The sequence below is a fragment of the Microvirgula curvata genome (genome assembly GCF_054781615.1).
In genome coordinates this window covers 220,566-237,944 of sequence record NZ_BAAGUB010000003.1, presented here as the reverse complement: position 1 = coordinate 237,944, position 17,379 = coordinate 220,566, and the positions used below count along the sequence as shown (strand labels likewise).

Genomic DNA, 17,379 nt, shown 5'->3' with positions numbered 1-17,379 from the left:
GGCCATGAATGGCGTCCTCGCGCTGATTGCGCCGGCACCGCTGATCGCGGGCTGCGCCGTGCTCGGGCTGCTGTTCGGCAGCTTCTTTACCGTGCTGGTGCACCGCTTGCCGCGACGGCTGCTCGGCGACAGTGCCGATACGCTGTGGGCGCCACGCTCGCATTGCCCGCATTGCCGGCACGTGCTGGGCGCATGGGAGAACCTGCCGCTGCTGTCGTGGCTGGGGCTGCGTGGCCGCTGTCGCGCGTGCCACACGCCCGTTGGCTGGCACTATCCGTTGCTGGAGGCCGGCAGCATGCTGCTGGCGGCGGCGCTGGCCTGGCACTTTGGCGCCGGCTGGCCGCTGGCGGGGGCACTGCTGCTGTGCGGTTTTCTGCTGCCGCTGGCCGTCATCGACGCCCGTACCGGTTTGCTGCCGGACAGCCTGACCCGGCCGCTGCTGTGGCTGGGCCTGCTGTTCAATCTGTCCGCCGACGGTTTTGCGCCGCTCCCCGCCGCCGTGATCGGCGCGGCGGGCGGCTATGCTGTCTTGTGGCTGACTTGTCGCGCATGCACACTGCTGACCGGCCGGGATGGCATGGGGCATGGCGATTTCAAACTGCTGGCGGCGATCGGCGCCTGGCTGGGCTGGCCGCAACTGGGCCCGGTGCTGCTGCTGGCAGCCGGGTCGGCGGCGCTGGTCGGCGTGCTGCTGATCGCGTCCGGTCGGCGTCATCGTCATGATGCCATCCCGTTTGGCCCGTATCTTGCTGCTGCAGCCGTGGTCGTGCTGTGGCGCGCACCGTTTTGACAGAAGGAATCGGCGTGGGTGAAATCAGACTGATGGCGACCAGGGGTGAGGCATGACAAAAAAAGCACCGTTTGTGGTCGGATTGACCGGGGGTATCGGCAGTGGCAAGAGCGCCGTTGCCGACCTGTTTGCGTCGCACGGCGTGCCGGTGGTCGATACCGACCAGATCGCACGCGACCTGACCGTGGCCGGCGGGGCGGCGATGGCCGACATCGTGGCGGCATTCGGCCCGCAGTTCGCGCTGGCTGACGGCAGCCTGGACCGTGCGGCGATGCGGGCGCGGGTGTTCGGCGATGAGGCGGAACGGCAGCGGCTGAATGCCATTCTGCATCCGCGCATCAATGCGGAAAGCCGGCGCCAGATTGCCGCCAGCTGTGGCCCCTATGTGCTGCTGGTGGTGCCGCTGCTGTTCGAGACCGGCGGTTATGCCGACCTGTGCCAGCGCACACTGGCCGTCGATTGCCCGGAATGGATGCAGGTAGCGCGGGTCACGGCACGTAGTGGCTTGGCGGCCGATCAGGTCAGGGCTATCATGACGGCCCAGATGCCGCGTGACGCGCGGCTGGCGCAGGCGGACGATATTGTCGACAATAGCGGTTCGCTGTCGTCGCTGGCGCTGGCCGTGGCGGAAAAACACCACGACTACCTGACGCTGGCAGCCGCCTGACCCCGATCAACCTCTTGCTGCGACAGTGCCTGTGATCAGCTTCGAGTTTCCCATCGCCGAGCGCATCCGTCTGTTGTTGCGCCTCGAAGATCTGTTCCAGCGTCTTGCGCACTTCATGGAACGCGGTACCCCGACCGACCATCATGCGGCGCTGCTGTCGCTGTTCGAGATTTCGGAGATCGGTGCGCGTTCCGACGTCAAGGGCGAGCTGCTGCAGGAACTCGACCGGCAGAAGCATGCGCTGGATGCGCTGCGCGACAATCCGGCCATTGCCGAAGACGCGCTGGACGCGGTGCTGGCCGATATCGAAGCGGCGATGAGCGGTCTGTTCGACTCTACCAGTCGCGTCGGCCAGCATTTGCGCGAGAACGAATGGCTGTCGACCATCCGCCAGCGCTCCGGCATTCCCGGCGGGGTGTGCGAGTTCGACCTGCCGTCCTATCACTTCTGGCTGCACCGGCCCGATGCCATGCGCCGCGCTGACGTCGATCGCTGGTATGCGCCGCTGAAGCCGGCCCGTGCCGCTGCCGACGTGCTGCTGCAGCTGCTGCGCGACAATGGCAAGACCTATCCGCTGGTCGCCCGTGGCGGCAATTTCCAGCAGATGTCCGGGGGGCGCATCGTCCACATGATCCGCATCGTCATCGACGAGCTGTATGGTGTCGTGCCGGAACTGTCGGCCAACAAGTACGCGATCAACGTCCGTTTCGTGCAGCCGGGTACCGGCAACGAGCGGCCGCGTCCGGTCGGCAAGGACATCGAGTTCACGCTGACCTATTGCAAGCTGTAAGGATTTCCATGACCACCGTCGTCAAATGCCCGACCTGCTCCCGCCCGGTCGAATGGACCGCCGAGAGCCGCTGGCGGCCGTTCTGCAGCGAGCGCTGCAAACTGATCGACCTCGGGCAATGGGCCGAGGGTCGCTATACCGTGCCATGCGAACCGGCCGATCCCCGGGCTGATACTGAAAACGGGCAGGATTTTACCCACTGACAAGCGGGTATGTCGGGATGGCCGTTTATCCGTTTGTCACGGGATTTATTGAAATCGCCTTGTATTTTTACTGATTTGATCTAATTGTCCGACATTGGACTCTGATGCAGCGCAACAGAATGCATATTCCGCTTGCGCCATTGTTTTTCCATTGTGTAGCTTTAGCACATGCGTGTGGAAACACGCGCACCATAACGACGCTACACTGGAGAGAATATGCGCATCAAGAAGCTCGCGCTGGCGCTAGCCGCAACCGGTTTCATGGCCCAGGCCTATGCTGCCGGCACCCTGATCTATTGCTCGGAAGGCAGCCCGGCCGGTTTTGACCCGGCCCAGTACACCACCGGCACCGATTTCGACGCGTCAGCCGAAACCGTATTCAACCGCCTGTCGCAATTCGAGCGCGGCTCGACCAAAGTCGTGCCGGGCCTGGCCGAAAAATGGGATATTGCGCCGGACGGTCTGGCTTATACCTTCCATCTGCGCAAGGGCGTGAAATTCCACACCACCGACTATTTCAAGCCGACGCGTGATTTCAACGCCGACGACGTCGTGTTTACCTTCGATCGCATGCTTGACCGCAACAATGCGTTCCGCAAGGCTTATCCGACCGAATTCCCGTATTTCACCGACATGGGCATGAATCAGACCATTGCCAAGGTCGAGAAAATCGATCCGTATACGGTCAAATTCGTCCTGAAGAAACCGGAAGCGGCCTTTATCCAGAACATGGCCATGAGCTTCGCGTCGATCCAGTCGGCCGAATACGCGAACCAGTTGCTGAAGACCGGCAAGGCGGCGCAGCTGAACACCCAGCCGATCGGCACCGGCCCGTTCATCTTCAAGCGCTACCAGAAGGATGCGCAGATCCGCTTCGTCGGCAACAAGCAGTATTGGGAAAAGGGTGCCAATGCCGTCAAGCTGGACAACCTGATCTTCGCCATCAACACCGACGCATCGGTGCGGGCGCAGAAGGTCAAGGCCGGCGAATGCCATATTGCCTCGTACCCGAAGCCGGCCGACGTGGCCGGGCTGAAGGCCGACCCGAAGCTGACCGTGCAGTCGCAAGCCGGCTTCAACCTGGGTTACATCGCCTACAACGTCAAGCACAAGCCGTTCGACAAGCTGGAAGTGCGCCAGGCGCTGGACATGGCGGTCAACAAGAAGGCGATCATCAACGCCGTCTACCAGGGCGCCGGCCAGCTGGCGACCAACCCGATGCCGCCGACGCAATGGTCGTACAACAAGGCGCTGAAGGATGCGCCGTACGACCTGAACAAGGCCAAGGCACTGCTGAAGAAGGCCGGCGTGCCGAACGGCTTCAGCATCACGCTGTGGGCGATGCCGGTGCAGCGCCCGTACAACCCGAACGCCAAGCTGATGGCGGAAATGCTGCAGGCCGACTGGGCCAAGATCGGCGTCAAGGCGAAAATCGTCTCGTACGAGTGGGGCGAATACATGAAGCGTGCCAAGGCCGGCGAGCATGATGTGCTGCTGATTGGCTGGACCGGTGACAATGGGGATCCGGACAACTGGCTGGGCACGCTGCTCGGCTGCGACGCGATCAATGGCAACAACTTCTCCAAGTGGTGCCAGAAGCCGTTCAACGACCTGATCGTCAAGGGCCGTTCGACCAGCAACCAGGCTGAGCGCAGCAAGTACTACATGCAGGCACAGCAGATCTTCAAGCAGGAAGTGCCGTTCACGCCGGTGGCTCACTCGACCATCGACAAGCCGATGAGCAAGAAAGTGCAGGGCTACAGGATCAGCCCGTTCTCGCTGAATTCGTTCTACGGCGTCAGTGTGCAGTAAGCAGCCACCGAGACGACAAGGACGGCCCCCGGGGTTCCGGGGGCCGTTTTTTGTTCATGTGACTGGATGCATAAAAGACAGCGATGCGCCATATTCATTTCTGCAGGCGACATACTGTGCTTGCGGCGGTGAGGCGCGAAAGTGAACATTCCCCATTCCTTGAGTGTTAATGACCATGCTGACGGAATGGAAGTGGCGCTTGCTTGCGTTTTTCTGGGCGAATTGCGGAATTTCTGTCATCAGACCGGTTTGTGCAGCACTGGCCGGGTGCGCGGGCGTTCGTGTTCGAACATGTGCCGGCCCGCTGCGGCATGGTGTCGCCGGGGGGCGGGATCATGCGTTGATTGTTGCCGGGCGACCCCGCCGCTATGATCCGCCGTTCATGAAAGCGTCAAACGCATTTCCTAAAAGGACTCACCGATGTTCTCGTTCGTTCTGAGACGACTCGGCCTGCTCATTCCGACCTTCTTCGGCATCACGCTGATCACCTTCGGGTTGATCCGGCTGATTCCTGGCGACCCGGTCGAAGTGATGATGGGCGAGCGTCGCGTCGATCCGGTCATGCATGCAGAAGCCATGCATCGCCTCGGACTCGACAAATCCCTGCCGGCACAATATCTCGACTACATCACCAGTCTGGCTCATGGCGATCTCGGGCAGTCGCTGGTGACGCGCGAGAGCGTGTGGAAGGAATTCACCGTGCTGTTCCCGGCCACGCTGGAACTGGCCAGTGCCGCGATGCTGATCGCGGTGGTGCTCGGCCTGCTGGCCGGCGTCGTTGCCGCCATCAAGCGCGGCACCATTCTCGACCATGGCGTAATGGGCCTGAGCCTGACCGGTTTCTCGATGCCGATCTTCTGGTGGGGGCTGATCCTGATCATGTTCTTCTCGGTGACGCTGGGCTGGACCCCGGTGTCCGGGCGCATCGACCTGATGTATGACATCGACCCGAAAACCGGCTTCATGCTGATCGACACCTGGCTGGCGCAGCAGGCCGATCCGGAACTGAACGCCGGCGCCTTTGTCGACGCCGTCCGCCACCTGATCCTGCCGGCCGTGGTGCTCGCCACCATCCCGCTGGCGGTGATTGCGCGGATGACGCGCTCGTCGATGCTCGAAGTGCTGCGCGAGGACTATATCCGCACCGCGCGCGCCAAGGGGCTGTCGCCGATGCGGGTGGTGTTCGTGCATGCGCTGCGCAATGCGCTGATCCCGGTGCTGACCGTGATCGGCCTGCAGGTGGGCACGCTGCTCGCCGGTGCGGTGCTGACCGAGACCATCTTCTCGTGGCCGGGCATCGGCAAATGGCTGATCGACGCCATTGGCCGCCGCGACTACCCGGTGGTGCAGAACGGCATCCTGATCGTCGCCACGCTGGTCATCGTGGTGAACTTCCTCGTTGACGTGCTGTACGGCATCGCCAACCCGCGCATCCGCCACCAGAGATAAGAGGGCGTCATGACGACAACGAATACCCTGACCGTGGCACCGGCCGACGCGCCGGACCATCCGTCCCCGCTGCGCGAATTCTGGCAGAGCTTTGCACACAACCGCGGCGCCGTCGCCGGCCTGCTGTTCATGCTGCTGGTGCTCGCCTGTGCGCTGTTCGCGCCGCTGCTGGCGCCGCACGATCCGATCGAGCAGTTCCGCGATCACCTGCTGACACCGCCGGTCTGGCTGGATGGCGGCAGCAGCCAGTTCCTGTTCGGTACCGATGAACTGGGACGCGACATCCTGTCGCGACTGATCTATGGCGCCCGGCTGTCGCTGCTGATCGGCCTGTCCTCGGTGGTGATGTCACTGCTGCCGGGCATTGCACTCGGTCTGGCGGCCGCTTTCTTTCCGAAACTGGCCGGCAGCCTGATCATGCGGCTGATGGACGTGATGATGGCGCTGCCGAGCCTGCTGCTGGCGGTGGCCATCGTCGCCATCCTCGGGCCGGGCCTGATCAATACCATGATGGCCATTGCCATCGTCGCCCTGCCGGGTTATGTGCGGCTGACGCGGGCGTCGGCCATGTCCGAACTGAACCGTGAATACGTGACCGCCAGCCGGGTGGCCGGCGCCGGCATCCTGCGCCTGATGTTCATTACCGTACTGCCGAACTGCATGGCGCCGCTGATCGTCAACGCGACCATGGGCTTCTCCACCGCGATTCTCGATGCCGCCGCGCTCGGCTTCCTCGGCCTGGGCGTGCAACCGCCGACGCCGGAGTGGGGCACCATGCTGGCCAGCGCGCGCGACTATATCGAACGTGCGTGGTGGGTCGTGACTCTGCCGGGGCTGACCATTCTGCTGTCGGTGCTGGCGATCAATCTGATGGGTGACGGGCTGCGCGATGCGCTGGACCCGAAACTCAAGCGCGCCGCCTAGGAGACCGCTGATGAGTTTGTTGGATATCCGCAATCTGGCGGTACGCTTCGGCCACTTCAATGCCGTCGAGGGTGTCGACCTGCAAGTCGAGGCCGGCGAGATCGTCGGCATCGTCGGCGAGTCCGGTTCGGGCAAGTCGGTGACCATGATGGCGCTGATGGGGCTGATCGACAGCAATGGCACGATCAGTGCCGATGCCATGACCTTCGATGGCAAGGACCTGATGAAAATGGGTGCCCGCGCCCGGCGCAAGATCGTCGGCAAGGACATCGCCATGATCTTCCAGGACCCGATGACCAGCCTGAACCCGAGCTATACCGTCGGCTTCCAGATCATGGAAGTGCTGAAACTGCACCAGGGCCTGCACGGCGCCGCACTGAAACAGCGCGCGATCGAACTGATGGAGCTGGTCGAAATCCCCAGCCCGGCCAGCCGGCTCAATGCCTATCCGCACCAGCTGTCCGGCGGCATGAGCCAGCGGGTGGTGATTGCAATGGCGATCGCCTGTCGTCCGAAACTGCTGATCGCCGACGAGCCGACCACCGCGCTCGACGTCACCATCCAGGCGCAGATCATGGAACTGCTGGTCAACCTGCAGAAAAACCATGGCATGGCGCTGGTGATGATTACCCACGACCTGGCGGTTATCGCCGAGATCGCTGACCGGGTGCAGGTGATGTATGCCGGCCAGGTGGTCGAGACCGGTCGCGTGCCGCAGCTGTTCCGCACCCCGCACCATCCGTATACCGAAGCGCTGCTGTCGGCCATTCCCGAGCACAGCAAGGGCGCGTCGCGCCTGCGCACGCTGCCCGGCGTGGTACCCGGCGCCTATGACCGGCCCGGCGGCTGTCTGCTGTCGCCACGCTGCCCGTACGTGCAGGACAACTGCCGCGCCACACGGCCGGAACTGGTGGCCACCTCGCATGGCGAGGCGCGCTGCTACTACCCGCTGACCTATACGGAGGCCGCATGAGCGACGTCATTCTTTCCGCCCGCGACCTGACCCGTCACTACCAGGTCAGCCGCGGTTTCATGAAGGGCCTGGCCACTGTCAAGGCGCTGAACGGTGTCAGTTTTGACCTGAGTCCGGGCCGCACGCTGGCCGTGGTCGGCGAGTCCGGCTGCGGCAAGTCCACGCTGGCGCGGCAACTGACCCTGATCGAGGCCCCGACCAGCGGCTCGCTGCAGATCGACGGCCATGATGCGGCCCGGGCCGACAAGGCGCTGATCCACACCCTGCGGCAGAAGGTGCAGATGGTGTTCCAGAACCCGTACGGCTCGCTGAACCCGCGGCAGAAGATCGGCACCCAGCTTGGCGAACCGCTGGCGATCAACACCGCGCTGTCGCGGCAGGAGCGCGATGACAAGGTGCGCGAGATGATGGACCGGGTCGGCCTGCGACCGGAGTACTTCTTCCGCTATCCGCACATGTTTTCCGGTGGTCAGCGCCAGCGCATTGCCATTGCGCGGGCGATGATGCTGAACCCCGGCATCGTTGTCGCCGACGAACCGACCTCGGCGCTGGACGTGTCGATCCAGGCCCAGGTGCTGAACCTGTTCATGGACCTGCAGGACGAGTTCCGTACCGCCTATGTGTTCATCACCCACAACCTGGCCGTGGTCGAACACGTTGCCGATACGGTGATGGTGATGTACCTCGGCCGGGCGGTCGAAGTGGCGGACAAGGCCACTCTGTATGCGACGCCGCTGCACCCGTACACCAGGGTGCTGCTGTCGGCCACGCCGTCCATCCATGCCGAGAACCGCAAGATCAAGATCAAGGTGACCGGCGAGCTGCCGAGTCCGCTCAACCCGCCGGAAGGCTGTGCGTTCCACAAGCGCTGCCCGTTCGCGACCGAACGCTGCCGGCACGAGGTGCCGGAATTGCGACCGCTCGGCGAAACCCGGGTCGCCTGCCATCATGCGGAGTCGATCAACGGCTGAGCATGGCGGTGGTCGATCTGCGTCAATGCCGAATCGGTAAATCCGGTTTATGACTACAAGACTGCTCATGAAGGCGGGCACCGACGGTTTGCGTGGCGTCGGTGCATGCCCGACTGACAGTACTGTCAGTGCAGGCGGCAGTCTGCCTGATTGAATCCTGCCCCTTCCGTCCCCGCCGTCGCGGGGAAACCTCGCTGCGCTCGTCCGTTCTTCGCCGGGAGGGGTGTGGGCAGTTTGACAGGGATTTTTTTTCGCAGGCCTGCGACACGCTCCAGAAAGGCAGATGGGAATGAAGACCAAGAAGCTGGTAATGATTCCGGGACCGACGCCGGTCGTGCGTTCCATTCAGGAACAGATGGGACGCGAGACCGCCGCCTTTGGCGATCCCGACTTCGTGCGCGACTTCACGTCGCTGCTCGATGACCTGAAGTCGCTGTGGAAAACGACGGGCGAAGTCTTTGTCGTCGCCGGCACCGGTACGCTGGGGATGGAAATGGCCGTCGCCAACAGCCTGCGCGCCGGCGACCGGGCGCTGGTGGTGTCGCACGGCTACTTTGGCGACCGTTTCTCCGAGCTGTGCTCGCGCCGTGGCATCGAAGTCGACGTGCTGGCCAGTGAATGGGGCCGGATCGTGCCGCTGGAGCAGATCGAACGTGCGCTGGCGAGCAAGAACTACCAGGCGATCACCGTGACCCACGTCGATACCTCGACCGGGGTGTGCGCGCCGGTCGCCGAAATCGGCCAGCTGCTGCGCCGCTTCCCCGACACGCTGTATATCGTCGATGGCGTGTGCGCGACCGCCGCCGAACCGGAGTACGTCGACGACATGGGCATCGACATTCTGCTGACCGGTTCGCAGAAGGCATTCGGCGTACCGCCGGGACTGGCGATCCTGTGGGCCGGGCCGAAGGCGCTGGCGCGTCGTGCATCGCTGGGCACCATTCCCGACTACTACATCGACTTCGACAAGTGGCTGCCGATCATGCACGAGCCGGCAAAGTACTTTGCCACCCCGGCCGTCAACCTGGTCTGGGCACTGAAGGAAGCGGTGCGGCTGATCAAGGAAGAAGGACTGGAAAACCGCTACGCCCGCCACCGGCGCACGGCGCGGGCGATGCAGGCCGCGCTGGAAGCACTGGGCTTCCGGGTACTGGCCGAGGCCGATCATCGTGCGGTGACACTGTCCAACCTGATCTATCCGTCCGGGGCCGACGATGCCGCCTTCCGCCGGCTGCTGGCCGAGGAGGGGGTGATGGTGGCTGGCGGGCTGGCTGCCTATGCCGGCCGCATGTTCCGGCTGGGCCATATGGGCAATATCGACGCGCACGATCTGGTGGCCACGCTGGCGGCGATCGAGCGTGCCGCCGTGCGCAGCGGGATCCCGGTCGAGCTGGGCGCCGGGCTGGCCGTACTGCAGCGCGAACTGGTGCGTGCTGCCGGGTAAGCAGCGCCACGGCAAATGCCAAATAGCTATTAAGTCAGTACAGAGGGATGGTTGCCTGCATGGCCGTGGCCGGTTATGTTGCGGTCATCCCTCTTTTCGTACAGGACCTGTCGTCATGCGCATTGAAACCCTGGCCGTCCATGGCGGATTCTCGCCCGACCCGACCACCAAGGCCGTCGCCGTCCCGATCTACCAGACCACCAGCTTTGCGTTCGACAGCACCCAGCATGGTGCCGACCTGTTCGACCTGAAGGTGCAGGGCAATATCTACACCCGCATCATGAACCCGACCACCGACGTGCTGGAAAAGCGCGTCGCGGCGATGGAGGGCGGCATCGGCGCACTGGCCGTCGCCAGCGGCATGGCCGCAACCTGCTACGCAATCCAGACCATTGCCGAGACCGGTGACAACATCATCGCCACCTCGACCCTGTATGGCGGCACCTACAACCTGTTCGCCCATACCCTGCCGCAACTGGGCATCGAAGTGCGCTTCGTCGACTATCGCAAACCGGAAGACATTGCCGGCCTGATCGACGCACGCACCAAGGCGGTGTTCTGCGAAAGCATCGGCAATCCGCTCGGCAATGTGGTCGATTTCGCCGCCTTTGCCGACATTGCCCACGCCCACGGTGTGCCGCTGATCGTCGACAACACCGTACCGAGTCCGTACCTGTGCCGTCCGTTCGAGCATGGCGCCGATATCGTGGTCCATTCGCTGACCAAATACCTTGGTGGCCACGGCACCAGCATCGGCGGCATCATCGTCGACTCGGGCAAGTTCCCGTGGGGCGAGCACAAGGAGCGCTTCAAGCGCCTGAACGAACCGGACGTCAGCTATCACGGCGTCAACTACGTCGAAGTGCTGGGGGCGGCTGCCTATATCGCCCGGGCGCGGGTGGTGCCGTTGCGCAATATGGGCGCGGCGATCTCGCCGATGAACAGCTTCCTGATCCTGCAGGGCATCGAGACCCTGCCGCTGCGCATGGACCGGATCTGCGACAACGCACTGGCCATCGCCCGCCACCTGTCCCGGCATCCGCTGGTCGACTGGGTCGAGTATGCGGCGCTGGAAGGCAATATCAGCAAGCTGCTGGTCGACATGTACATGGGCGGACGCGCTTCCGGCGTGCTCAGCTTCGGCATCAAGACCGGTGCGGTCGGTGGCGCCAGGTTCATCGACGCGCTGCAGCTGGTCACGCGACTGGTCAATATCGGCGACGCCAAGAGCCTGGCCTGCCATCCGGGCAGCACCACCCACCGTCAGTTGAGCCCGGAAGAGCAGTTGAAGGCCGGCGTGCGTCCGGAAATGATCCGGCTGTCGATCGGCATCGAGCATATCGACGACCTGCTGGAAGATATCGACCAGGCGCTGGCCGCTGCAGCCTGACAAAGTGTATGTTTGCCGGCGCGATGGCCTTGGCCATCGCGCCGTTTTCATTGCTGGAGGTTGCCTGGCATGCAGGTATTGAACGTGGTGGGCGCCGGTCGGGTCGGCCGGTCGCTGGCGCGCTTGTGGCATCAGGCCGGCGCGGTGCGCCTCGGCGGCGTCTGTACCCGGCGTACGGACTCCGCCGCTGACGCGGTGGCCTTTATCGGCGCCGGTCAGGCACTGGCGCTGGACGCCATGCCGCCGGCTGCGCTGTGGCTGCTGGCCGTGCCCGACAGCGAACTGGCTGCGGTTGCCGAGACACTGGCCGGTCGCATCGACCGCGGCACGGTTTTTCACGCCAGCGGTGCGCTGACCGCCGCCGTGCTGGCACCGCTGGCCGCGCGCGGGCTGGCGACCGCCAGCGCGCACCCGGCGCTGAGCTTTGCCGAGCCGGCGCGGGCGGTGCGCGAGTTTGCCGGTACGCCGGTGGCACTGGAAGGCGATGCGGCAGCCTGCCAGACCCTGTCTGCCCTGTTTGCCGCCATCGGTGGCGCGCCGTTCCCGCTTGCCGCCGCCGCCAAGCCCGGGTATCACGCCGCCTGTGCGATCGCCTCGAACTACGCGGTGGTGCTGGCCGATCTGGCATTGCGGACCGCGCAGCGGGCCGGGCTGGATGCCGCGACCGCACGTGCGGTGCTGGCACCGCTGGCAGGCCAGTCGCTGGCCAATGCCTTCACCCTTGGCCCGGCGGCCGCCCTGACCGGACCGGTGGCGCGCGGCGATGCGGCCACCGTGGCGCTGCATCTGGCCGGTCTTGACCAGGTGCCGGCCGACGCCGACGCTTACCGGGCGCTGGGCCGGCTGGCCCTGCAACTGGCTGCGCCGGGGCTGGAGCCGGCCCGGATCGCCGCCGTGCACGAGGCGCTGGCGCGGTGATTGTCCGCTGCCGAACTGGCATCATGGCAGCTTCGTTCCCCTGTTTGCTGCCGCCATGCCGATCCTGATCAATCATCAGCCCGCCGAGAGTCTGCCCGTGTCCGACCGGGGCTTCACCTATGGCGACGGCGTGTTCCGCACCCTGCGCGCCAGCCATGGCCAGCCCCGGCTGTGGCGCTGGCAATGGCAGCGGCTGGCGCATGACTGCGCGGCACTGGGGCTGCCGCTGCCGGATGTCGACCCGCTGCTGGCCGACATTACCCGCGTCTGCGCCGGCATTGACGAAGCCACGGTCCGGATCACCGTGACCCGGGGGCAGGGCGCACGCGGCTATTCGCCGGCCTCGGCGCCGGGCTCGACCCTGATCGTCCAGGCCTCGCCGTATCTGGCGGCGCCGGACAGCTGCTTTCGCGACGGCATCGTCGCCCGGCTGTGCGACTGGCGGCTGGCGCTCCAGCCGCGGCTGGCCGGCATCAAGCACCTGAACCGGCTGGAGAACGTGCTGGCCCGGGCCGAATGGGCCGACCCGGCCATTCGCGAAGGCATCCTGCGCGACAGCGAAGGCCGGGTGATCGAAGGCACGATGTCCAATCTGGTCATCAGTCATGATGGTGCGTTGCTGACGCCACGGCTGGACGGTGCCGGTGTCGCCGGCGCCGTGCGCGCCTGCCTGATGGCGACGTTGCCGCTGCAGGAAACCGAATTGCGACTGGGCGACCTGCTTGCTGCCGACGAGATCCTCTGCGTCAATTCGCTGATCGGCGTCTGGCCGCTGGCCCGGCTCGGCGACTGGCGCAGCCGCTCGCGCACGGCGACAGAACAGCTGGCGGCCGTACTGACCGAGGCCGGATAGTGGCGCTTTTCTGAACGAAAACAGGAAGCGTCTGACTGAGAATTTTGTGGATAACTTATATAATCGCCGGTTTGCATGTCAGATTCGAATCGTCGATGAACCTTATTCTGAAATTGCTGGCCGGCATGCTGGTCGGTGCGCTGCTCGGCCTGTTTGCCCCGGCGGACGTGGTGCGCGGTCTGCTGACCTTCAAGGCGCTGTTCGGCCAGTTCCTCAATTTCGTCATTCCGCTGATCATCCTGTTCTACATCATGAGCGGGATTGCCAGCCTGGAACGCAATTCCGGCCGGCTGCTCGGGCTGACGGTCGGGCTGGCCTATCTGTCGACCATTCTGGCCGGCGGCTTCGCCTTTGCGGTGGCGCACGAGGTGTTGCCGGGGCTGATCGCCGAGGGCATCCATGCCGCGGCCCGGCATGAACAGGCGCTGGAGCCGTTCTTTACCGTCGACATCAAGCCGCTGTTTGACGTCATGACCGCGCTGGGCCTGGCCTTTATCGGCGGCATCGGCATTTCCGCGACCGGTGCGACCTCGCTGCGCCGGGTCGCCGACGAGGGGCGCAATATCGTCGAGTGGGTGCTGGCCAGTGCCCTGATCCCGCTGCTGCCGTTCTATATTGCCGGCGTGTTCGCCGGCATGGCGGCCGACGGCACGGTGTTCGATACGCTGAAGACCTTTGGCGTGGTGCTGCTGCTGGCGGTGCTGCTGCACTGGGTATGGCTGGCGGTGCTGTATACGGTGGCCGGTACGGCGACCGGACGCAATCCGCTGCGCCTGCTGCGGACCATGCTGCCGGCCTACCTGACCGCGCTCGGCACCATGTCGTCGGCGGCGACCATTCCGGTCACGCTGCGTCAGGCGCGGGCGATGCCGGTACGCGACGAGATCGGCGATTTCGTCATCCCGCTGTGCGCGACCATCCATCTGTGCGGCAGCACCATCACGCTGGTGTCGTGCGCGACGGCGGTGATGATGATGACCGCCGGGCTCGACGTGGCCAGCTGGTCGACCATGCTGCCGTTCATCCTGATGCTGGGGGTGGCCATGGTCGCCGCACCCGGCGTGCCGGGCGGCGGCGTGATGGCGGCGCTGGGTCTGCTGGCGTCGATGCTCGGTTTTGGCGATGCCAGTCTGGCGCTGATGATTGCGCTGTATGTGGCCCAGGACAGCTTCGGCACCGCCTGCAACGTGACCGGCGACGGCGCGATTGCGGTGGCGGTCGATGCGGCCGTGCCGGCCGCGGTAGCGGTCGGCGACGAAGCCTGAGAGAAGGGATCAGCGCCGGCGGGCAATCAGCCGGCGCACGATGCCGGCCAGTCGCCAGCCGGCCAGCGCCAGCGGAATGAACCTGGCGGCACCTTTCCAGCGTGACGAGGCGGCCAGGCTGCCAAGCGCGGCGATCCAGCCGGACGAGCCGCCACGCAGCAGGCCGAGCATGGCGGCAAAGCGGCCGGCCTGACGGATCGGGTGCTTCATCTCGTCCAGCACGCTGACCAGTTCCAGCCGGTGCGATTCGAGTTCGAGACGGTAAAGCTGCTTGCGGATATCGCGGCGGGCGCGGATTTCGGCGGCACTCATGCTCATGACAGCAGACGCTCCTTGTCGCGCTTGAGTTCATCCAGCGTGGCGGCAAACGGCGTCGGCGAGTGCAGCGCCAGCTTGCGTGCGGCAGCGATGCAGCCCAGGCCCATCAGCAGGAAGACCAGCACCATGGTGCCGACCGCATACGGTCGCCATGACGGATCGGCCAGCACGATGATGCCGATCATCACCGTCTGCAGGCACAGCAGCAGCGCGCCGGCACCGAGCATGCCGAGGACCACCATCCTGAGAATGCGCTCGCGCGCTTCCTCCAGCTCGACGCCGAGCAGGCCCATGTGGGCGTGAAGCAGGCCAAGCAGGCTGCCAAGCAGCCGTTGCATGACGCCAGGGGAAGCGGAGGGGCGCCGGGTATCGGTCATGGTCGCAGTGAAGGGTCTCGGTCGGGTATCAGAAAAAAACGCGCCGGCCACCCCGCAGTGCGGGACGGCCTGGCAGCGTCATCGGTGGTGCCTCAGCGGCGCGACACCAGCAGGCCGAGCAGAAAGCCGACGCCGGCGGCGACGCCGACCGATTGCCACGGATGGTCATGCACATAGGTATCGGTCGCCCTGGCGGCTTCCTTGGCCTTGCCGGCCACCTTCTGTTCCGCGTCGTACAGACGGCTGCGCACGGCGCGCAGGTTGTCGGCAATCTTGCCGCGCAGCGCCAGCGCCTTTTCGCCACCCTGGGCGGTCACATCGTCGATCATGGCTTCGGTATCGGCCAGCACATCGCGCAGATCGTCGATCAGGGCTTCCTGCGGGTCCTGCTTTCTTGCGTTCTGAGTTGCCATGAAACTCTCCTGTGGGGTTGAAAGAAGGGGAAGACATGCACTGACGGTCCGGACCCGGGCCGTCGGCGGCTACAAGAAGACAGCTGGGGGCGGTCGGGCGAGGATCAAGCGCTTGTCTCTGCATAGTTGCGTAATCATGGCGACTTGGCAATGGCGCAGCCGACGCCGGCCCTGGCCGGCAATCGACAAACTTGGACCGGCGGGCGCGCCTTTCGCCTATCATGACGGGCATTTATTCGGGATGGGGACAGGTGTGCGGATCGGCAAACTGGTGATCATCGGCGTCGGCCTGATCGGCGGCTCTTTCGCGCTGGCGCTGAAGCGCGCCGGCCAGGTGGACCATGTGGTCGGGGTCGGGCGCAGCGTGCGCAACCTCGAACGCGCCATCGAACTGGGCGTGATCGATGCTTGCGAACACGATGCCGGCCTTGCGGTGCGCGATGCCGACCTGGTGCTGGTGGCCACGCCGGTCGGACAGATGGGCGGAGTGTTCGACGCCATTGCTGCCCATCTGCCGCCCCGGGCCATCGTCACCGATGCCGGCAGCACCAAGGGCGACGTGGCCTTGCTGATGCAGCGGCACCTGCCATGCCAGCTCGGTTACTGTGTCCCGGCGCATCCGATCGCCGGCTCCGACCTGTCCGGTGCGGCGGCGGCCCAGTACGGGCTGTTCGAGCACCGCACCGTGGTGGTCGCGCCGCTGGACACGACCCTGCCCGATGCCGTCGAACGGGTCAGCGACGCCTGGCGCACCTGTGGCGCCACCGTGGTGGCGATGGCGCCGGCCGACCATGACCGGGTGTTCGCCACCGTCAGTCACCTGCCGCACCTGCTGGCATTCTCGTACGTGAACAGCGTGGCCTCGCGGCCCGATGCCCAGCGCTGCCTGGACTTCGCCTCGACCGGCTTTCGCGATTTCACCCGCATCGCCGGCAGTCATCCGGAAATGTGGCGTGATATCTCGCTGGTCAACCGCGAGGCGCTGCTGGCCGAGATCGATGCCTTCAGCAACGAACTGGCCGCCCTGCGTGCCGAGCTGGCAGCCGGGGACGGCGACGCGATGGAAGCCCGCTACCGGCGCGCGCGCGCCGTCCGGCTGGACTGGTTTGCGCGCTTCCAGAAGCGGTGAGGGTACCGCCGGGCGGAGCAGAATTGGTTGTGGACTGAATTCGGTCTAAAATCAGTCCTGTCTGTTCAGCGCCGAGCCGGGGCCCTCCATGAAATTTTCATCGCACATCAAACCCATCAGTTATCTCAAGAGCCATGCTGCCGAAATTGTCAGGGACATTTCCTGCAGCCGCGAGCCGTTGCTGATTACCCAGAATGGCGAAGCCAAGCTGGTGGTCATGGACGTAAAAAGCTATGAGGAGCAGGAGCAGACCATGGCCTTGCTGAAGCTGCTGGCCATGGGAAACCGGGAAATCGAGCTGGCGCAATTTCGTGATGCCGAAGACGTCTTTGCCGAACTGGACCGGGAAGATCCGCAATGAGCCATCGCGTCGTACTGCTGGCCTCCGCCACGCGGGATCTGCAGACACTCAGGCGCTATCTGCTCCGGCGCTTTTCTGCGGCGGTCTGGCAGGACAGCTACGACAAGATAAAGGCATCCATCCGCGCGCTGGAAACCTTCCCGCTGGCGGGAGGGATTCCCGAGGAAATCGAGCGCCTGAACCTGACGCAATACCGGCAGGCGCTGGCGGGCATGAATCGCATCATCTACGAGGTCAGGCAGAGTACGGTTTACATCCACCTGATCGCAGATGCCAGAGAAGACATGCAGTCACTATTGACACGAAGGTTGCTGAGCGTACCGTAGCGCCCC

The 17,379-nt window shown here is 64.8% G+C and carries 20 protein-coding genes; 17 read left to right on the top strand and 3 right to left on the bottom strand.

Going from position 1 to position 17,379, the window contains the following annotated elements; translation table 11 throughout:
- Positions 1-4 precede the first annotated feature (4 nt).
- The 14 genes from ACYVG8_RS01335 (at position 5) to ACYVG8_RS01270 (ending at position 14,449) form a co-directional block, all read left to right on the top strand.
- The gene (locus ACYVG8_RS01335; RefSeq protein WP_036384672.1) at positions 5-790 is read left to right on the top strand and encodes a prepilin peptidase; all 786 of its coding nucleotides are present in this window, start codon (positions 5-7) and stop codon (positions 788-790) included.
- Between the two features lie 52 nt (positions 791-842).
- On the top strand, positions 843-1,457 hold the full coding sequence (coaE, locus tag ACYVG8_RS01330) for a dephospho-CoA kinase (RefSeq protein ID WP_028497638.1): 615 nt from the start codon (positions 843-845) through the stop codon (positions 1,455-1,457).
- Between the two features lie 25 nt (positions 1,458-1,482).
- Positions 1,483-2,247, top strand: a complete 765-nt coding sequence (gene zapD / locus ACYVG8_RS01325) for a cell division protein ZapD (protein ID WP_233495191.1) — start codon at positions 1,483-1,485, stop codon at positions 2,245-2,247.
- An 8-nt stretch (positions 2,248-2,255) separates the two neighbouring features.
- Complete coding sequence (locus tag ACYVG8_RS01320; RefSeq protein ID WP_028497640.1) at positions 2,256-2,450, top strand: DNA gyrase inhibitor YacG; 195 nt, start codon at positions 2,256-2,258, stop codon at positions 2,448-2,450.
- Positions 2,451-2,666: 216 nt separating this feature from the next.
- Complete coding sequence (locus tag ACYVG8_RS01315; RefSeq protein WP_107889391.1) at positions 2,667-4,262, top strand: ABC transporter substrate-binding protein; 1,596 nt, start codon at positions 2,667-2,669, stop codon at positions 4,260-4,262.
- A gap of 420 nt (positions 4,263-4,682) precedes the next feature.
- On the top strand, positions 4,683-5,711 hold the full coding sequence (locus ACYVG8_RS01310; RefSeq protein WP_028497642.1) for an ABC transporter permease subunit: 1,029 nt from the start codon (positions 4,683-4,685) through the stop codon (positions 5,709-5,711).
- 9 nt (positions 5,712-5,720) lie between these two features.
- Positions 5,721-6,635, top strand: a complete 915-nt coding sequence (locus tag ACYVG8_RS01305) for an ABC transporter permease subunit (protein ID WP_051528580.1) — start codon at positions 5,721-5,723, stop codon at positions 6,633-6,635.
- Between the two features lie 10 nt (positions 6,636-6,645).
- On the top strand, positions 6,646-7,608 hold the full coding sequence (locus ACYVG8_RS01300) for an ABC transporter ATP-binding protein (RefSeq protein ID WP_107889393.1): 963 nt from the start codon (positions 6,646-6,648) through the stop codon (positions 7,606-7,608).
- A complete protein-coding gene (locus ACYVG8_RS01295) occupies positions 7,605-8,579 on the top strand; it encodes a peptide ABC transporter ATP-binding protein (RefSeq protein WP_028497645.1) in 975 nt (324 codons plus the stop codon). Before ACYVG8_RS01300 ends, ACYVG8_RS01295 begins: the two co-directional genes overlap by 4 nt.
- 289 nt (positions 8,580-8,868) lie before the next feature.
- Positions 8,869-10,023 (top strand): pyridoxal-phosphate-dependent aminotransferase family protein, encoded by a 1,155-nt coding sequence (locus ACYVG8_RS01290; RefSeq protein WP_107889395.1) that lies wholly within the window; start codon positions 8,869-8,871, stop codon positions 10,021-10,023.
- Positions 10,024-10,138: 115 nt separating this feature from the next.
- On the top strand, positions 10,139-11,413 hold the full coding sequence (locus ACYVG8_RS01285; protein WP_460744927.1) for an O-acetylhomoserine aminocarboxypropyltransferase/cysteine synthase family protein: 1,275 nt from the start codon (positions 10,139-10,141) through the stop codon (positions 11,411-11,413).
- Positions 11,414-11,482: 69 nt separating this feature from the next.
- Complete coding sequence (locus ACYVG8_RS01280) at positions 11,483-12,331, top strand: Rossmann-like and DUF2520 domain-containing protein (RefSeq protein WP_028497648.1); 849 nt, start codon at positions 11,483-11,485, stop codon at positions 12,329-12,331.
- A 55-nt stretch (positions 12,332-12,386) separates the two neighbouring features.
- Positions 12,387-13,184: an aminodeoxychorismate lyase gene (gene pabC / locus ACYVG8_RS01275; protein ID WP_460744926.1), complete on the top strand. Its 798-nt coding sequence runs from the start codon at positions 12,387-12,389 to the stop codon at positions 13,182-13,184.
- Positions 13,185-13,279: 95 nt separating this feature from the next.
- A complete protein-coding gene (locus ACYVG8_RS01270) occupies positions 13,280-14,449 on the top strand; it encodes a dicarboxylate/amino acid:cation symporter (RefSeq protein WP_036384673.1) in 1,170 nt (389 codons plus the stop codon).
- Positions 14,450-14,458: 9 nt separating this feature from the next.
- Here the strand turns inward: ACYVG8_RS01270 and ACYVG8_RS01265 are convergent, their stop codons facing one another.
- From ACYVG8_RS01265 to ACYVG8_RS01255, 3 genes are all read right to left on the bottom strand, one after another.
- Positions 14,459-14,767 (bottom strand): hypothetical protein, encoded by a 309-nt coding sequence (locus ACYVG8_RS01265; RefSeq protein ID WP_028497650.1) that lies wholly within the window; start codon positions 14,765-14,767, stop codon positions 14,459-14,461.
- Entirely contained in the window at positions 14,764-15,144 is a 381-nt protein-coding gene (locus tag ACYVG8_RS01260; RefSeq protein ID WP_084299685.1) for a phage holin family protein, read from the bottom strand. The genes ACYVG8_RS01265 and ACYVG8_RS01260 overlap by 4 nt, the downstream gene beginning before the upstream one ends.
- Before the next feature lie 92 nt (positions 15,145-15,236).
- Entirely contained in the window at positions 15,237-15,557 is a 321-nt protein-coding gene (locus ACYVG8_RS01255) for an ElaB/YgaM/YqjD family protein (RefSeq protein ID WP_028497652.1), read from the bottom strand.
- Positions 15,558-15,810: 253 nt separating this feature from the next.
- Between ACYVG8_RS01255 and ACYVG8_RS01250 the strand changes: the two genes are divergently transcribed.
- From ACYVG8_RS01250 to ACYVG8_RS01240, 3 genes are all read left to right on the top strand, one after another.
- Positions 15,811-16,686, top strand: a complete 876-nt coding sequence (locus ACYVG8_RS01250; RefSeq protein ID WP_233495190.1) for a prephenate dehydrogenase — start codon at positions 15,811-15,813, stop codon at positions 16,684-16,686.
- Between the two features lie 88 nt (positions 16,687-16,774).
- Positions 16,775-17,047 (top strand): type II toxin-antitoxin system Phd/YefM family antitoxin, encoded by a 273-nt coding sequence (locus ACYVG8_RS01245; protein WP_028497654.1) that lies wholly within the window; start codon positions 16,775-16,777, stop codon positions 17,045-17,047.
- The gene (locus ACYVG8_RS01240) at positions 17,044-17,373 is read left to right on the top strand and encodes a type II toxin-antitoxin system RelE/ParE family toxin (protein WP_028497655.1); all 330 of its coding nucleotides are present in this window, start codon (positions 17,044-17,046) and stop codon (positions 17,371-17,373) included. Before ACYVG8_RS01245 ends, ACYVG8_RS01240 begins: the two co-directional genes overlap by 4 nt.
- Positions 17,374-17,379 lie beyond the last annotated feature (6 nt).

Excerpts from the sequence above, each read along its gene's own strand:
- pabC (WP_460744926.1), top strand. The coding sequence starts at position 12,387 with ATGCCGATCCTGATCAATCATCAGCCCGCCGAGAGTCTGCCCGTGTCC.
- ACYVG8_RS01300 (WP_107889393.1), top strand. The coding sequence starts at position 6,646 with ATGAGTTTGTTGGATATCCGCAATCTGGCGGTACGCTTCGGCCACTTC.
- ACYVG8_RS01315 (WP_107889391.1), top strand. The coding sequence starts at position 2,667 with ATGCGCATCAAGAAGCTCGCGCTGGCGCTAGCCGCAACCGGTTTCATG.
- ACYVG8_RS01245 (WP_028497654.1), top strand. The coding sequence starts at position 16,775 with ATGAAATTTTCATCGCACATCAAACCCATCAGTTATCTCAAGAGCCAT.
- ACYVG8_RS01265 (WP_028497650.1), bottom strand. The coding sequence starts at position 14,767 with ATGAGCATGAGTGCCGCCGAAATCCGCGCCCGCCGCGATATCCGCAAG.
- ACYVG8_RS01255 (WP_028497652.1), bottom strand. The coding sequence starts at position 15,557 with ATGGCAACTCAGAACGCAAGAAAGCAGGACCCGCAGGAAGCCCTGATC.
- ACYVG8_RS01280 (WP_028497648.1), top strand. The coding sequence starts at position 11,483 with ATGCAGGTATTGAACGTGGTGGGCGCCGGTCGGGTCGGCCGGTCGCTG.
- ACYVG8_RS01290 (WP_107889395.1), top strand. The coding sequence starts at position 8,869 with ATGAAGACCAAGAAGCTGGTAATGATTCCGGGACCGACGCCGGTCGTG.
- coaE (WP_028497638.1), top strand. The coding sequence starts at position 843 with ATGACAAAAAAAGCACCGTTTGTGGTCGGATTGACCGGGGGTATCGGC.
- ACYVG8_RS01310 (WP_028497642.1), top strand. The coding sequence starts at position 4,683 with ATGTTCTCGTTCGTTCTGAGACGACTCGGCCTGCTCATTCCGACCTTC.
- ACYVG8_RS01285 (WP_460744927.1), top strand. The coding sequence starts at position 10,139 with ATGCGCATTGAAACCCTGGCCGTCCATGGCGGATTCTCGCCCGACCCG.
- ACYVG8_RS01320 (WP_028497640.1), top strand. The coding sequence starts at position 2,256 with ATGACCACCGTCGTCAAATGCCCGACCTGCTCCCGCCCGGTCGAATGG.
- ACYVG8_RS01270 (WP_036384673.1), top strand. The coding sequence starts at position 13,280 with ATGAACCTTATTCTGAAATTGCTGGCCGGCATGCTGGTCGGTGCGCTG.
- ACYVG8_RS01335 (WP_036384672.1), top strand. The coding sequence starts at position 5 with ATGAATGGCGTCCTCGCGCTGATTGCGCCGGCACCGCTGATCGCGGGC.
- ACYVG8_RS01305 (WP_051528580.1), top strand. The coding sequence starts at position 5,721 with ATGACGACAACGAATACCCTGACCGTGGCACCGGCCGACGCGCCGGAC.
- ACYVG8_RS01295 (WP_028497645.1), top strand. The coding sequence starts at position 7,605 with ATGAGCGACGTCATTCTTTCCGCCCGCGACCTGACCCGTCACTACCAG.
- ACYVG8_RS01260 (WP_084299685.1), bottom strand. The coding sequence starts at position 15,144 with ATGACCGATACCCGGCGCCCCTCCGCTTCCCCTGGCGTCATGCAACGG.
- ACYVG8_RS01240 (WP_028497655.1), top strand. The coding sequence starts at position 17,044 with ATGAGCCATCGCGTCGTACTGCTGGCCTCCGCCACGCGGGATCTGCAG.